At 71.8% G+C, this 14,431-nt stretch carries 12 protein-coding genes; 5 read left to right on the top strand and 7 right to left on the bottom strand.

Annotated features, from left to right (window positions below; genetic code table 11):
* Positions 1-54 precede the first annotated feature (54 nt).
* Both AB0D12_RS15390 and AB0D12_RS15385 read left to right on the top strand, forming a co-directional pair.
* Positions 55-1,137, top strand: a complete 1,083-nt coding sequence (locus AB0D12_RS15390) for a hypothetical protein (RefSeq protein WP_362681794.1) — start codon at positions 55-57, stop codon at positions 1,135-1,137.
* Between the two features lie 151 nt (positions 1,138-1,288).
* The gene (locus AB0D12_RS15385) at positions 1,289-1,945 is read left to right on the top strand and encodes a haloacid dehalogenase-like hydrolase (RefSeq protein ID WP_362681791.1); all 657 of its coding nucleotides are present in this window, start codon (positions 1,289-1,291) and stop codon (positions 1,943-1,945) included.
* Positions 1,946-1,971: 26 nt separating this feature from the next.
* On the opposite strand, the gene AB0D12_RS15380 is transcribed toward AB0D12_RS15385, so the two are convergent.
* Complete coding sequence (locus AB0D12_RS15380) at positions 1,972-2,208, bottom strand: hypothetical protein (RefSeq protein WP_362681788.1); 237 nt, start codon at positions 2,206-2,208, stop codon at positions 1,972-1,974.
* A gap of 181 nt (positions 2,209-2,389) precedes the next feature.
* Here AB0D12_RS15380 and AB0D12_RS15375 point away from each other — a divergent pair, with 181 nt between their 5' ends.
* Positions 2,390-2,773 (top strand): cold-shock protein, encoded by a 384-nt coding sequence (locus tag AB0D12_RS15375; RefSeq protein WP_327324410.1) that lies wholly within the window; start codon positions 2,390-2,392, stop codon positions 2,771-2,773.
* A 28-nt stretch (positions 2,774-2,801) separates the two neighbouring features.
* Here the strand turns inward: AB0D12_RS15375 and AB0D12_RS15370 are convergent, their stop codons facing one another.
* From AB0D12_RS15370 to AB0D12_RS15355, 4 genes are all read right to left on the bottom strand, one after another.
* Positions 2,802-3,641, bottom strand: a complete 840-nt coding sequence (locus tag AB0D12_RS15370; protein WP_362681785.1) for a 1,4-dihydroxy-6-naphthoate synthase — start codon at positions 3,639-3,641, stop codon at positions 2,802-2,804.
* A complete protein-coding gene (locus AB0D12_RS15365; RefSeq protein WP_362681782.1) occupies positions 3,638-4,321 on the bottom strand; it encodes a futalosine hydrolase in 684 nt (227 codons plus the stop codon). Before AB0D12_RS15365 ends, AB0D12_RS15370 begins: the two co-directional genes overlap by 4 nt.
* 16 nt (positions 4,322-4,337) lie before the next feature.
* On the bottom strand, positions 4,338-4,817 hold the full coding sequence (locus AB0D12_RS15360) for a DUF2771 domain-containing protein (protein WP_362681779.1): 480 nt from the start codon (positions 4,815-4,817) through the stop codon (positions 4,338-4,340).
* A 223-nt stretch (positions 4,818-5,040) separates the two neighbouring features.
* Positions 5,041-6,390, bottom strand: a complete 1,350-nt coding sequence (locus AB0D12_RS15355) for an MFS transporter (protein ID WP_362681776.1) — start codon at positions 6,388-6,390, stop codon at positions 5,041-5,043.
* Between the two features lie 302 nt (positions 6,391-6,692).
* Between AB0D12_RS15355 and AB0D12_RS15350 the strand changes: the two genes are divergently transcribed.
* On the top strand, positions 6,693-7,637 hold the full coding sequence (locus AB0D12_RS15350) for a DUF3027 domain-containing protein (RefSeq protein ID WP_362681773.1): 945 nt from the start codon (positions 6,693-6,695) through the stop codon (positions 7,635-7,637).
* Between the two features lie 203 nt (positions 7,638-7,840).
* Positions 7,841-11,005, top strand: coding sequence for a molecular chaperone Hsp90 (locus AB0D12_RS15345; RefSeq protein WP_362681770.1), 3,165 nt, complete (start codon positions 7,841-7,843; stop codon positions 11,003-11,005).
* A gap of 363 nt (positions 11,006-11,368) precedes the next feature.
* Here AB0D12_RS15345 and AB0D12_RS15340 read toward each other — a convergent pair whose 3' ends face one another.
* Positions 11,369-13,828: an HAD-IC family P-type ATPase gene (locus tag AB0D12_RS15340; protein WP_362681767.1), complete on the bottom strand. Its 2,460-nt coding sequence runs from the start codon at positions 13,826-13,828 to the stop codon at positions 11,369-11,371.
* Between the two features lie 115 nt (positions 13,829-13,943).
* Complete coding sequence (locus AB0D12_RS15335; protein WP_327324390.1) at positions 13,944-14,231, bottom strand: DUF2530 domain-containing protein; 288 nt, start codon at positions 14,229-14,231, stop codon at positions 13,944-13,946.
* Positions 14,232-14,431: the final 200 nt, after the last annotated feature.

Here is a 14,431-nt window from a genome sequence, read left to right as displayed (position 1 = left end):
CAGGGCGGGCCCGGGAGACAGGGCGGCCCGGCAGGGAACGTCAGGGGAACGCCGGTGGGGATCGAGAGCGACCAGCTCGTCTACGACTATCTGAGCCGGGTCGGCGACCTGGCGCAGCAGTACCAGCTGCCGTCCGGCACCCGGATGCGGCTGGTGTCGACGCTGCGCAGCGAGATCGACCGGCAGCGGGCCGGGTTCGGCGGCGACAGCCCGTCCGCCGTCCGCCGTATCCTCGGCCGGCTCGGTACGCCGGACGAGGTGGTCGCGGCCGCGTCGGAGGACGGCGGCGGTTCGGCGCCGAAGCCACGGCCGGCCGGGCCGCAGACCGACGTACCGCAGGCCGACGTACCGCAGCGGCGGGTACGGCTCCGGATCCCGCGACCGCGCAAGTCGCCGTCGGAGGCGGGACAGGCACAGGGATCGGGATCGGTACCGGGACACGGGGCTGCGGACGGGCCACCGATGACGTACGGCGCTTCGCCGCCCCATCTCGCCGGGATGGACGAGCTCGGCCCGTCCGGCAGCGAGCCCGACTGGTGGCGGATCGAGCCGGGGCCGTTCGGCGCGGGCGAGAGCGTCGCCGGGTTCGTCGGCGGTGTGGAGATCCCCGAAATACTGAAACCCCCGCCGTCCGAGGAGGAGTTGGCAGCGCGGGGCGCAGAGCAGGCCGAGAAGAGATACCAGGAGGAGTACGAGGAGGAGGCCGAGGACGACGACGCGGTGGAGGCGGAGGCCGAACCGCGCCGGTGGCGTCCGCGGCTCCGCCGCCGTACCGCGGGTGCCGGGCCGAAGTCCGTACGGACGGGCCTTGCCAACCCTTTCCTGCTGCTCGCCGCCGCGCTCCTCGTCGCGGGCGCCGTCCTCGGCTCCTGGCTCGCGCTCGGCGGCGGCTGGCTCCTCGCGTACGCCTCGCGCAGGCTGTCCCGTGCCGAGGCGAAATGGGCGGTGGCAGGCCTGCCGGGAGCGGTCGCGGTGGGCGGGCTGGTCTGGCTGTGGGGCCGGGTGAACGGCCGCTGGGGCGAACCGATCCCGGAGAACGGGATGCGCGACGCGCTCACCGGGACCTGGCCGTGGGTGGTGAAGGGGGCGGCCGTCGCCTCCGCCCTCTTCCTGGCGTGGCGGGCGCGGAGGCGGTGACTCAGAACGGTGAAGCGCTTGGGCGCGTCGGGGACCCGGATACCGCCCACGGCGCCTTCACCGTGTGCGTTCTGCTCCCGGGCGAGCCGGCCCGGGGCTGATAAGGCCTGACTGGTCTCGGCATCGGGCCCGCGCGGGCCGGATGGGCACAATGGCCCCTATGGCTACGCATCCGCTGACGGTCGGCTTCGACCTCGATATGACGCTGATCGACTCCCGGCCCGGCATCCACGCCGCGTACCTGGCGCTCTCGGCCGAGACCGGCGTGTGGATCGACGCCGACCTGGCCGTCACCCGGCTCGGGCCGCCCCTCGAACGGGAGCTGGCGCACTGGTTCCCGGACGAGCAGATACAGGAGATGGGCGACCGCTACCGCGAGATCTACCCCACGTACGCGATCGAGCCGACCCTCGCCCTGCCCGGCGCCCGCGAGGCCGTCGCCGCCGTCCAGGAGCTCGGCGGCCGCGCCATCGTGGTCACCGCAAAGCATGAGCCGAACGCCAAACTCCACCTCGCCCACCTGGGCATCGCCCCGGACGAGGTCATCGGCTGGCTGTGGGCGGAGGCCAAGGCGGAGGCGCTGCGTGAGCACGGCGCGAGCGTGTACGTCGGCGACCACACCGGAGACGTACGCGGCGCGCACACGGCCGAGGCACTCGCGGTCGCCGTGCCGACCGGCCCGTGCGACGCGGCGGAACTGCGTGAGGCCGGCGCGGACGTGATCCTGGACGATCTGACGGCGTTCCCGGACTGGCTGCGCGGCTACAGCCGGAACCAGCTGGAACCAGCCGTAACTAGCCGGAAATAGCTGGAACCAGCCCGGACCAGCCGGAACTAGAGCGCGGATTTGGCCTGTCGGCGCTGCGCGGCGATCGAACGCAGTACACCCGCCGCGGCGATCAGGAACCCCACGCCCATCAGCATGCAGACGGCGTACGCGATCGAAGGAAAGGGCTCGGTCCCCAGGAACAGCGGGGCCAGCGTGACCAGAGTGGCCACAGCGCCGACGATGAAAACGATCGCGCCGACGCGCACCAGCCCGTCACCGGGTGCGGGAGGAGTAGCAGTCATCCGGCCAGGGTAGTTCCTTGCGCGGAGGAACCGTTCGGCGACGTCTTGTCACCAGCCCCTGGACCATTAGCCTTGGGGGTGGCGGGTCAGACGACCCGCTGTAGTGCTATCCAGAGCCGTTTTTCGGCGCCCGAGTTCAGGCGCCGCAAGCGACCCAACGAGTACGAGGACGAGGACAGACGTGCCTACCGGCAAGGTCAAATGGTTCAACAGCGAGAAGGGCTTCGGCTTTCTCTCCCGCGACGACGGCGGCGACGTCTTCGTTCACTCGTCGGTGCTCCCCACGGGGGTCGACGCGCTCAAGCCGGGCCAGCGCGTCGAGTTCGGCGTCGTGGCAGGACAACGTGGTGACCAGGCACTTTCGGTGACAGTTCTCGACCCGACCCCCTCCGTGGCAGCGGCCCAGCGTCGCAAGCCCGACGAGCTGGCGTCCATCGTGCAGGACCTGACGACCCTGCTGGAGAACATCACGCCGATGCTGGAGCGCGGCCGGTACCCCGACAAGGTGCACGGCGGCAAGATCGCGGGCCTGCTCCGGGCGGTGGCGGACCAGCTGGACGTCTAGGGCAGCCCTGGGCGGCTGTACGCAGCGGCTAAACGAAGCTGAGCGCATCGCGGCCGAGGGGCGGTACGAGTCCCTCGGCCGCGGCGCGCGTGAGCAGTCCGCGTACCGCCGCGTGCCCGTCGTCGCCGAGGTCGGCGGTGAACTCATTGACGTAGAGCCCGATGTGCTGGTCGGCCACGGCCGGGTCCATCTCCTGGGCGTGCTCGAGTACGTACGGCCGCGAGGCCGCCGGGTCGTCCCACGCCATCCGCACCGAGGTGCGGATGGAATCGGCCAGCAGCTTCAGGGTCTCGGCGCCCAGCGACCGCTTGGCGATGATCGCGCCCAGCGGGATGGGCAGGCCGGTCGTCGACTCCCAGTGCTCGCCCATGTCGGCGAGGCAGTGCAGTCCGTAGTTCTGGTAGGTGAACCGCGCCTCGTGGATCACGAGTCCGGCGTCGACCTTGCCGTCGCGCACGGCCGGCATGATCTCGTGGAACGGCATCACGACGACCTCGCCGACGCCGCCCGGGACGATGTCAGCGGCCCACAGCCGGAAGAGCAGATACGCGGTCGAGCGCTCGCTCGGCACGGCGACGGTCTTCCCGGTGAGATCGGTGCCGGGCTGCTTGGTGAGCACCAGCGGACCGCAGCCGCGGCCGAGCGCGCCGCCGCAGGGCAGCAACGTGTACTCGTCGAGGACCCACGGCAGTACGGCGTACGAGACCTTCAGCACGTCGAACTCACCGCGCTCCGCCATGCCGTTGGTGATGTCGATGTCCGCGAAAGTCACATCGAGGGCGGGCGCGCCGGGCACCCGGCGGTGCGCCAGGGCGTCGAAGACGAAGGTGTCGTTCGGGCAGGGCGAGTACGCGATCTGCAGGGTCACGGCGACTCCTCGAGGAGTGGGTTGAGCAGCTGGAAGGCGTACCGCAGTGAGTCCAGTGCCTGGCCGATGCGCCAGGTGGCGCGGTCGCGCGGGCCGACGGCGTTGGAGACCGCACGGATTTCGAGGACCGGCACGGAGTGGGCGGCGGCGGCCTCCGCGACGCCGAAGCCCTCCATCGCCTCGGCGGCGGCACGAGGGTGACGCTTCCTCAGCTCGGCGGCGCGGGCGGCGGTGCCTGTCACGGTGGAGACGGTGAGGACGGGCGCGTACACGGCGTCGAGCGTGTCCGCCGTCTGCTGGGACAGTGCGGCCGGCGGACGATGGATGCTGCGGCCGAAGCCGAGTTCGTCGACGCGCAGATAGCCGTCGGGGGTCTCGGCGCCGAGATCGGCGGCGACGATCGCGTCGGCGACGACAAGCGCGCCGATGGGGGCGTGGGGCTGGAAGCCGCCGCCGATCCCGGCGGAGACGACCAGGTCGTAGGCGTCGAGGGCGAGCGCGGTGGCGGTCGCGGCCGCGGCGGCGGCGGGCCCGACACCGGCGGCGAGCACGTCCACGGTGCCGTGGCGGGACGGCGCGTACCCGCCGGGCAGCTGCCGAGCGTCGAGTACGGGACCCGTGAGCCCCGCGGCGACGGAGTCCGCCTCCGCCGCCACCGCGGTCACCACCAGTACGCGCACGGCACGGTCCTCCGGGTCAGGAGTCCTTTTCGAACTGGAAGTGCCAGATGCCGACGAGCTTCTTGCCGTTCGTCTCCACGATGCTGACCTGAGCCTTGTTCGAGGTCTCACCGGTCTGCGAGGCGAAGAAGGCGTTGCCCGGAATGGTCCGGTACGACTTCTTGTACGGCTCCTGCTCGGCCTGCTGACCGCCGATGAACAGCGTCCAGCCGTGGTCCGCGATCTCCGGGTCGACGCCGAAGCGGACCTTGTCGTCCATCGCGACCTTGACGACCTTTTCGGCCTTCTTGTTCAGGCAGCTCTGGATCAAGGACTCCTTGATGGCCTTGCCGTCGTTGTAGCAGGTCGCCTCGGTGTGCACCGAGTCCGTCCCGACCGTCACGGTCGCGAGCGGTGTCGGCTTGTCGCAGGCGGAGAGTACGAGGAGCCCGGCGGAGACGGCACCGAGAGCGGCAGCGGCCCGGCGGCGCTTGCCCGAGAAGAACGCAACGGTCATGGTCCGAAGGCTATCGGGCCCCCCGCGCCCCGCGACGCCCGGGTACGGCGTGCCGCGAGGGTTGACCGTAAGGGCCTCGAATCGGGCCCGTACGGCGGTTGAGGCCGGCGCGGAAGAAGGGCGCGGCAACGGCAGCGGCATGTGGTCAAGGCACTGGCGCGTCGCCGCGGCGTGCCGCGCTGTATGTGTCGCCCCGCGTGCCGCTGTGCCCGCGTACCGCGCCTCAGGCCACCCGAGCACGTTGCATGCCGCCCTGGCGGGCCGCGGTCAGCAGGCCCCTCACTGTCGTGAGGGCGCCGAGCGCGACGATTCCCGCCGCGACCGACATGCCCAGCGTTCCGTTCAGCGGCAGCGCGATGCCGATCGCGCCGCCCGCGACCCAGGCCATCTGCAGCAGCGTCTCCGAGCGGGCGAACGCGGACGTGCGCACCTGCTCCGGGACGTCCCGCTGGATCAGCGCGTCCAGGGACAGCTTCGCCAGTGCCTGGCACAGACCCGCCGTCGCGCCCAGTACCGCCACCATGCCCGCGCCGAAGAACACCGCCGCGGCGATCGCCGCCGTCAGCATCACCGCCTGCACCGTGGCGATGATCATCTCCGGGCCGCGGGCCTTCAACCAGGCTCCGACCGTCGTGCCGAGCGCGTTGCCGACGCCGGCCGCCACACCCACTATCCCGAGGGACACCGCCGCGCTCTGCCCGGGCAGCGGATGCACGCGCAGCAGGAACGCGAGGAAGAAGATCAGGAAGCCGGAGAGCGCGCGGAAGGCGGCGTTCGCCTGCAGCCCGTGCAGTACGGAGGGTCCGACCGTACGCAGACTGGGCTTCTTCTCGCCGTGGGTGAGCATGTGCGCCTTGCCCTCGCCCTTCGCCGAGTCGACCTTGGCCGGCATCGTGAACGCCCAGTACGTCCCGAGCAGGAAGAGCGCGCACGCCCCGTACAGCGGCCACTGCGGCCCGACCTTCTGCAGCCCCACCCCGATCGGTGCCGCGACACCCGTCGCCAGCAGCCCCGCCAGCGTCACCCGGGAGTTGGCCTTCACCAGGGAGAAGCCCGGCGGCAGCAGCCGGGGCACGACCGCGCTGCGCACGACTCCGTACGCCTTCGACGCGACGAGCACCCCCAGCGCCGCCGGATACAGCTCGAGGCCGCCCGTCGCCACCGCGCCCGACATGGTCACGGCCAGCACCGCTCGGGTGAGCATCGCGCCCGCCATCGCCGCTCGGCGGCCGTGCGGGATGCGGTCCAGAAGCGGTCCGATGACGGGGGCCAGCAGGATGAAGGGCGCCATCGTGATGGCGAGGTAGAGCGCGACACGGCCGCGTGCCTCGTCCGTCGGTACGGAGAAGAAGACCGTGGACGCCAGCGCGACGGTGATCATGACATCGCCCGCGCCGTTCACGGCGTGCAGCTCGATCAGCTTCCCGAGCCCCGACTCGCCCGCGCCATGCGCGTGCGTCGCCTTGCGGATGCCGCGCGCCGTTCCGGTGAAGGGCAGATGCAGGGCGCGGCCGACCGCCCGGCCTGCTCTGCTGAGCGCACCGGGTTTTTCGGACGACCTCACGGCTGCCACCCCGTCATAGTGCCCCAAGCCCTGCCGAGGCGAACCGCGATGCGCCGTTGTTCGCCCCTTGTTGGGGCGGGCATGTGGGCGGGGAGCGGCAGAGGGGGTAGCGTGCGTAGCGCGCCACCGGCGGTAGTTCTCGGCCGCGCGCCTCTTCGGCATCCCGCAGAATGGATGACGATAGGTGTGCCCGAGACAGGTTGGTCTGGGCGCGGACGTCGATGCGGCCCCCCGGTCCGCTCCGCCTGCGGCCCGTACCTCGCGAATCGGCCGGCGCACCCGTGAGACGGCGTAGGAGAGAAGCGAGACCTGTGAGTGCAGCGACGACGCGAAGCCGGACCCCTGACCGCCTGTGCGCCGAGGCGGTAGACCTTGCCCGGTCGGCGGCCGAAGAGGCCGCCGCCCCTGGGGTGGTCGGCGAGCATGTATCCCTGGTCTCGGAGGGTGACCGTGTAGTCACGCACTTCTTCGAGGCCAAGGAACCCGGATACCGCGGCTGGCGCTGGGCGGTGACCGTCACGCGGGCCTCCCGCGCCAAGATCGTCACGCTGGACGAAACCGTCCTGCTCCCCGGCCCCGATTCGCTGCTCGCGCCCGAGTGGGTGCCGTGGAGCGAGCGGCTGCGGCCCGGCGACCTGGGTCCCGGCGATCTGCTGCCCACCGAGGCGGAGGATCTGCGGCTGGAGCCCGGCTTCACGGGCGAGGACGTGCCCCCGCCGAATTCCGTGATCGCCGAGACCGTGCCGCCGTCCCACGACCTGGTCGAGCGCGTCGAGGCGGAGGACGCGGAACTCACCGAGCGCAGGCCCATCGACGAGAGCGTCGCCAACGGCCGCGGTGCGATCGCGTCGGTCGCGGAGGAGCTCGGCATGCGCCGGGCCCGCGTGCTGTCCCGGTACGGGCTGCACGTGGCCGCGGACCGCTGGGACGAGTCCTTCGGCGCGAAGACCCCCATGGCGCAGGCGGCCCCCGCGTCCTGTGCGAGCTGCGGTTTCCTCGTTCCGCTGGCGGGCTCCCTGCGGCAGGCCTTCGGTATCTGCGCGAACGAGTTCTCACCGGCGGACGGGCGCGTCGTGTCCTTGTCGTACGGCTGCGGCGCGCACTCCGAGGCGGCTGTGATGCCGAAGCCGCCGCAGCCGGCGCCGCATGTCTTCGACTCGATGGGCACGGACGAGTTCCCGCTGCGTCCGGCCCGCGAAGGCGGTTCGGTCTCCTCGGAGCCGGACGGCGAGTCGGAGGATCTCGGTCACTCGTAGACCGCTTCCGACAGCTCGCGGGTTCCTGCGGAGTGCTGAGCGCGCAGTTCGCGGTACCTTCGGCCGCATAAGCAGTGGGCGGGTCGACCGCGGTGCACGGCACGTGGGTCGCGGTCGGGCCGCCCATGGTCCGCACGCAGACTGCGGGCCGCCCATGGTCCGCACGCAGACTGCGGGTCAACCGGAGAGAGCGGAGTCACAGCGTGAGCGTCAGGACGACCGAGTGGGCGGACCCGTTCGGGACGGCGCGGCTGCGGCGCGGGGTGCTCGACGCGTGGGGGGCCAGTCCCGCCCGCTTCCGTGAGGACGCCAACGCCGAGGAGGATCTGGCCCTCGGCGGCTACCGCGACCGCCTTGTCGTCGAACTCGCACAGAACGCCGCGGACGCCGCGGCCCGCGCCCGCGTGCCGGGCCGGCTCCGGCTGACCCTGCGGCCCGGCACGGGCGACGAGCCCGCTGTCCTCGCCGCCGCGAACACCGGCGCGCCGCTCGACGCGACCGGCGTCGAATCGCTGAGCACGCTGCGGGCCTCGGCCAAGCGCGAGGGCCACGAGGCCGCCGTCGGCCGCTTCGGCGTCGGCTTCGCGGCCGTCCTCGCGGTGAGCGACGAGCCCGCCGTCATCGGCCGGCACGGAGGCGTGCGCTGGACCCTGGCCGAGGCCAGGGAACTGGCCCAGCAGGCGGCCAAGGCGAGCCCCGGGCTCGGCGACGAGCTGCGCCGCCGCGACGGACACGTACCGCTGCTGCGCCTGCCGCTGCCTGCTGAGGGTACGGCTCCCGAGGGGTACGACACGGTCGTCGTGCTGCCGCTGCGGGACGGGGCCGCGGTCGATCTGGTGGAGCGGCTGCTCGCCGGAATCGACGACGCGCTGCTGCTCACGCTGACCGGCCTGACCGAGATCGTCGTCGAAACCCCGGGCGACGTAAGGGTGTTGAGGCGCTCCGAGCACGGCGCGTACGTCCACATCGAGGACAGCGTGCAGGGCGACCGGCGCTGGCGGGTGGTGAGTCACGGGGGCGCCCTCCAGCCGGCGCTGCTCGCGGACCGGCCCGTCGAGGAGCGGCTGCGGCCGTACTGGACCGTCACCTGGGCCGTGCCCGTGGACGAGGAGGGCGCGCCGGCCCGGCCGCGTACCGCCCCTGTGGTGCACGCGCCCACGCCCACCGACGAACCTCTCGGCGTGCCCGCGCTGCTGATCGCCTCGCTGCCGCTGGACACCGCCCGCCGCCACCCGGCGCCCGGGCCGCTCACCGACTTCCTGGTGCGGAAGGCGGCTGAGGCGTACGCCGAACTTCTCGGCAGCTGGCAGCCGGTGACCGTCGGGACCATTGACCTGGTGCCCGGTCCGCTCGGCAAGGGCGAGCTGGACGGCGCGCTGCGGGAGGCGATCCTTCAGCTGCTGCCGCGTACGGCGTTCCTGGAGGCGGCGCTGCCGCGCGATGTGTCCGGCGAGTGGTCCGGGGACACCGGGCTGCCGGACCGTGAGGATGTCTCCGCCGGGCTGCGGCCGATCGAGGCGGAAGTCCTGGAGGGCGCGGGCGCGGATACCGTCCGCGTGCTGGCAGAGGTGCTGCCGAGCCTGCTGCCCGCGGGTCTCGAGCGCCGCGTGGAGCTGCGCACGCTCGGCGTGGCGCGGGTGCCGCTGACCGAGGCGATCGACCGGCTCGCGGGTCTTGAGCGCGAGCCCGGCTGGTGGCAGCGGCTTTACGACAGCCTCGCCGGGGTCGACCCGGACCGGCTGACCGGGCTGCCGGTGCCGCTCGCCGACGGGCGTACGACGATCGGGCCCCGCCAGACGCTGCTGCCGCTGGCCGAGACCCCGCCGCATCTCGCGCGGCTCGGGCTGAAGGTGGTCCACCCGGAGGCCGCGCATCCGCTCCTGGAGAAGCTTGGTGCGCTGCCCGCGACACCGCGCGCCGTGCTGACGACGCCGCAGGTGCGGGCGGCGGTGGCCGGTTCGCTGGACGCCGGCGAGGTTTGGTACGACGGAGTCGGGGACGGTGCCGCGCTGGACGCGGAGGAGCTCGCCGAGACGGTGCTGGCGCTGGTACGGGACGCGGGCATCGAGCCCGGGGACGAGCCGTGGCTGGGCGCGCTGGCGCTGCCGGACGAGGACGGCGAGCTCGCTCCTGCGGGTGAACTGGTGCTGCCGCGCAGCCCGTTCGCCTCGGTGATGCGCGAGGACGAACTGGCGCTCTGTGACGGCGAGCTGGCCGAGCGGTGGGGCGAACAGCCGCTGGCCGCGTGCGGTGTGCTGGCGAACTTCGCTCTCGTACGGGCCACGGATGTGGTCCTCGACCCCGATGAACTTGAGCCTCGCGACGGGGACTTCGCCGAGCCCGACGACGCGGGTCTGCTCGACGCGGTCGACGTGTGGTGCGAGGACGTGCTCGACCGGCTGCCTCAGACGCCGGTGCCGCCGGTCGCCACGGAGATCGTCGCCGTACGGGATCTGGACCTGGTGGACGACGACTGCTGGCCCCGCGCGCTGGCGCTGCTGGCGCAGCCGCCGCTGCGGGACGCGCTGACCCAGTCCGTACGGATCCTGCTCCCGGACGGGACGACGGAGACGGTGCGCCCGTACACGGCGTGGTGGCTGCGGGACCATCCGGTGCTGGACGGGCGCCGCCCGGCGGGTCTGCGGTCTGCGGGCGGCGATCCGCTGCTGGCCGGTCTGTACGACACGGTGGACGCGACCGGCTTCGAGGATGTGCAGGTGCTGCGGGCGCTGGGCGTGCGCACGTCGTTGGCCGCGCTGCTGGAAGAGCCGGGCGGGGCGGCGGAGCTGCTCGGCCGGCTCGCCGATGCCTCTCGCGAGGTGTCCGGTGCGCAACTCCACGCCCTGTACACGGCGTTGGCGTATCTCGACCCGGATCAGGTCACGCTCCCTGACGAGCTGCGGGCGATCGTCGACGGCGAGGTACGGGTCGTCGACGCTTCCGACGCGGTGGTGGCGGACGCGCCGGATCTGCTCCCGCTGACGGCGGGCCTGCCGCTGCTGCCGGTGGCGCCGTCACGGGCGGCGGAGCTGGCGGAGCTGTTCCAGGTCCGCCGCCTGGGCGAGGCGGTCTCGGCGGAGGTGACCACGGAGGGCGAGGAACACGAGGTCCCGGAGTCGGTCCACGTCCTGCTCGGGAGCGGCACCCCTGCGACGTACGTCGAGCACGAGGAGCTGGTGGCGGGCGGCGTCGAACTGGACTGGCGGCGCACCCAGGACGGCGTGATCCACGCATCGACTCTGGAGGGTGTGGCGGCGGGCCTGGCCTGGGCGGCGGGCCAGTGGCCGCGCCGCTTCGAGGTGGCGGCACTGCTGGAGGACCCGTCCCGCACGGAGGAACTGGCGCGGGACCGCTGGTTCGACGCGTAGCGGTAGGGAGGTGTCTCGCCCCGGGGTCGGGGCGAGGGCCGCCCGGCAGACCGTCTGCTGAGCTCGACGAGCAGTCCCGCAACTGCGGGTCGAACGGCGATGCCGTCATCGCGGCAGCCCACCGTCACGGGGCCAAGTGCGCTCAATATGGCCGTTTGGACGCACACCGCTTTGGCGGAGGCGCTTGTACTCTCGCCGTCGCATCCGTCGCATCCGTCGCATCCGCCGCCCCTCAGACCAGGACGCCGTCGTCGTGTCGAGGGGTGGTTCGTGTCGTCGTGTGGGTGGAGCCGGCGGAGTGAGGCCGGGCAGGCCACACCGTTCGGCCAGGCGCACTGCCGGGGCCAGGCCGCAAGGACCTTCCTACGCCGCGAACCTCCGGTCCACCCACCGCCACGCAACCTCCAGCAGCCCCGCCCCCGCCGCCGCGATCGCCACCGCCCCCCACGGCATCGTCGTGCCCACCAGCTTCAGGGCGAAGAAATTCTGCAGCCACGGCACCACCAGCACGATCAGGAAGGCGACCTCCATCGCCGCCACCAGGCACACCCGCCACAGGGTGTACGGGCGGGCGATGATCGCCAGGACCCACATCGAGACCAGGAACAGCGTCAGCGTCGCCGCGCTCGTTTCCGCGTCCAGGGCGCCCGGGCCGCTGTAGTAGTGCCGGGCCAGCAGGTACGTGGCGAACGTCGCCGCGGCCGCGATCGCGCCCGCCGGGATCGCGTACCGCATCACCCTGCGTACGAAGTTCGGCTGCGCCCGCTCCTTGTTGGGGGCCAGCGCCAGGAAGAACGCCGGGATACCGATCGTCAGCGTCGAGAGCAGCGTCAGATGACGGGGCAGGAAGGGGTATTCGACCTGGCTGCACACCACCAGCACCGCCAGTAGCACCGAGTACACCGTCTTCGTCAGGAAGAGCGTCGCCACCCGCGTGATGTTGCCGATGACCCGCCGGCCCTCCGCCACCACCGACGGCAGCGTCGCGAAGCTGTTGTCGAGCAGCACGATCTGCGCGACCGCCTTCGTCGCCTCCGAGCCCGACCCCATCGAGACGCCGATGTCCGCGTCCTTCAGTGCGAGGACATCGTTCACGCCGTCACCCGTCATCGCGACCGTATGACCGCGGGACTGCAGCGCGCCGACCATGTCGCGCTTCTGCTGCGGCGTGACCCGGCCGAAGACCGCGTTGGCGACCAGGGCGTCCGCCATCCGGGCCTGCTCCGCGGGGAGCCGGCGCGCGTCCACCGTGTTCGCCGCGCCCGGCAGGCCGAGCTTGCCTGCCACCGCGCTCACCGACACCGCGTTGTCGCCGGAGATGACCTTCGCGCTGACGTTCTGGTCGGCGAAGTACGCGAGCGTGTCGGACGCGTCGGGACGCAGCCGCTGCTCCAGCACCACCAGCGCTGTGGGCCTCGCCTCCGCGGCCACGTCCGCCGCGTCGAGGTCGCCCGCCGCCCGCGCGAGCAGCAGCACCCGCAGGCCCTGCTCGTTGAGCTGCCCGATCTCGCCCAGCGTCGGGTCGGCCGCGGGGAGCAGCACATCCGGCGCGCCCAGCAGCCAGGTGGAGTTGTCGCCGTCGCCCTCGCTGAAGGCGGCGCCGCTGTACTTGCGCGCCGACGAGAAGGGCAGCGACTCCGTGCAGCGCCACTCCTCGCTGTCCGGATACGCGTCGATGATCGCCTGCAACGAGGCGTTCGGCCGTGGGTCGGACTCGCCGAGCGCGCCCAGCACCTTCCGTATGTACGTCTCGTCCACGCCGTCCAGCGGCCGCAGCTCCGATACGTCCATACCGCCCTCGGTCAGCGTGCCCGTCTTGTCGAGGCAGACCACATCCACCCGCGCGAGGCCCTCGATGGCGGGCAGTTCCTGCACCAGGCACTGCTTGCGGCCGAGACGGATGACGCCGATCGCGAAGGCGACCGACGTCAGCAGCACAAGGCCCTCGGGGATCATCGGGACGATGCCGCCGACGGTCCTGGCCACCGAGTCCTTGAAGTTGTTGTTCTTGACGACGAGCTGGCTGATGATGAGCCCGATCGAGGTCGGGACCATCATCCAGGTCACGTACTTGAGGATCGTGCTGATGCCGCTGCGAAGTTCGGAGTGGACGAGCGTGAAGCGGGAGGCCTCCTCGGCGAGCTGCGCCGCGTACGCCTCGCGCCCCACCTTCGTCGCCGTGAACGCCCCGCCGCCCGCGACCACGAAGCTGCCCGACATCACCGGATCCCCGGGGTGCTTGATGACCGGATCGGCCTCGCCCGTCAGCAGCGACTCGTCGATCTCCATGTTGTCGGCCTCGGCCACCTCGCCGTCCACGACGACCTTGTCGCCGGACCCGAGTTCGACGAGATCGCCGAGCACGATCTCGGACGTGGAGATCTCGGCTGCCTCTCCGTCGCGCCGTACCGTCGGCCTCGCCTCGCCGATGACCGCGAGCCCGTCGAGGGTCTTCTTGGCGCGCAGCTCCTGGATGATGCCGATACCGGTGTTGGCGATGATCACGAAGCCGAACAGGCTGTCCTGGATCGGCGCGACGAGGAGCATGATCGCCCACAGCACGCCGATGATCGCGTTGAAGCGGGTGAAGACGTTCGCGCGGACGATTTCGGTGGTGGAGCGGGAGCTGCGTACGGGAACGTCGTTGACCTCTCCGCGGGCGACCCGCTCGGCGACCTCGGCCCTCGTCAGCCCGGTGGCCGGGACTGCGATCGCGGACCGCGGCAGCTTCATCGGGTGTACGGGGTCGAGTTCGGAGCCCGCGTCGATGGTCGGTCCGCCGGGCTCGGGGCCGTCCGCGTCGATTCTCGCCCGCTGCGTCATGGTTTCGACGGTACGGCCGGAGGGGCCGGTTCACCCGCCGAGTGCGCCGGAGATCAGACCACGGTAGGACGCGAATGGTCCTGTGGCAGTACGGGCGCGGTACGGGTCACTTGCTTCAGTCGCTCGCAGCGGCAGAGGAACCCGGCTCCGCCGCCTCGGCGGCCTTCGCGCGCTTGATCGCCACGTCCCGCCTGCGTACGTACCAGATGCCGATCAGCCCGAGTCCGCCACCGGCCAGACAGGTCCACACCCACCACATCAGGTCACGGTCGTCGAACCAGCCGTAGAAGGGGATCTGGACGAGGAAGAGGACGAACCAGAGGATCGTGCCGCCGGTGATGGTGGCGACGACGGGCCCCTCCAGGGGCTCGGGTGCCTCGTGCTTGGGGGTCCACTTCGCCATGCGCACAGTGTAGGCGGCGCGTATGCCGAGGCCACGGGGCCGGTCGGCAGACGGGCAAGGGCCGGACAGGGGCCGGGCGGCCCAAGGGTCTACGCGCGGAGATAGAAATCTTTGCCTTATGTATTCATACTGAAACTGCTTAGAGATGACTGGTTTTGCTTGTTGGAAGACACAAGTCTGGCCAGTTTTTTACTGTCGCT

It is taken from the genome of Streptomyces sp. NPDC048479 (genome assembly GCF_040651435.1).
GTDB lineage: Bacteria > Actinomycetota > Actinomycetes > Streptomycetales > Streptomycetaceae > Streptomyces.
The sequence above is the reverse complement of the archived record's forward strand: the minus strand, read 5'-3'. Positions and strand labels throughout refer to the sequence as shown.

What these genes read in the sequence shown, in the direction of transcription:
- AB0D12_RS15385 (WP_362681791.1), top strand. Translation starts at nt 1,289, where the DNA reads ATGGCCCCTATGGCTACGCATCCGCTGACGGTCGGCTTCGACCTCGAT.
- AB0D12_RS15380 (WP_362681788.1), bottom strand. Translation starts at nt 2,208, where the DNA reads ATGACTGCTACTCCTCCCGCACCCGGTGACGGGCTGGTGCGCGTCGGC.
- AB0D12_RS15360 (WP_362681779.1), bottom strand. Translation starts at nt 4,817, where the DNA reads ATGACCGTTGCGTTCTTCTCGGGCAAGCGCCGCCGGGCCGCTGCCGCT.
- AB0D12_RS15340 (WP_362681767.1), bottom strand. Translation starts at nt 13,828, where the DNA reads ATGACGCAGCGGGCGAGAATCGACGCGGACGGCCCCGAGCCCGGCGGA.
- AB0D12_RS15335 (WP_327324390.1), bottom strand. Translation starts at nt 14,231, where the DNA reads ATGGCGAAGTGGACCCCCAAGCACGAGGCACCCGAGCCCCTGGAGGGG.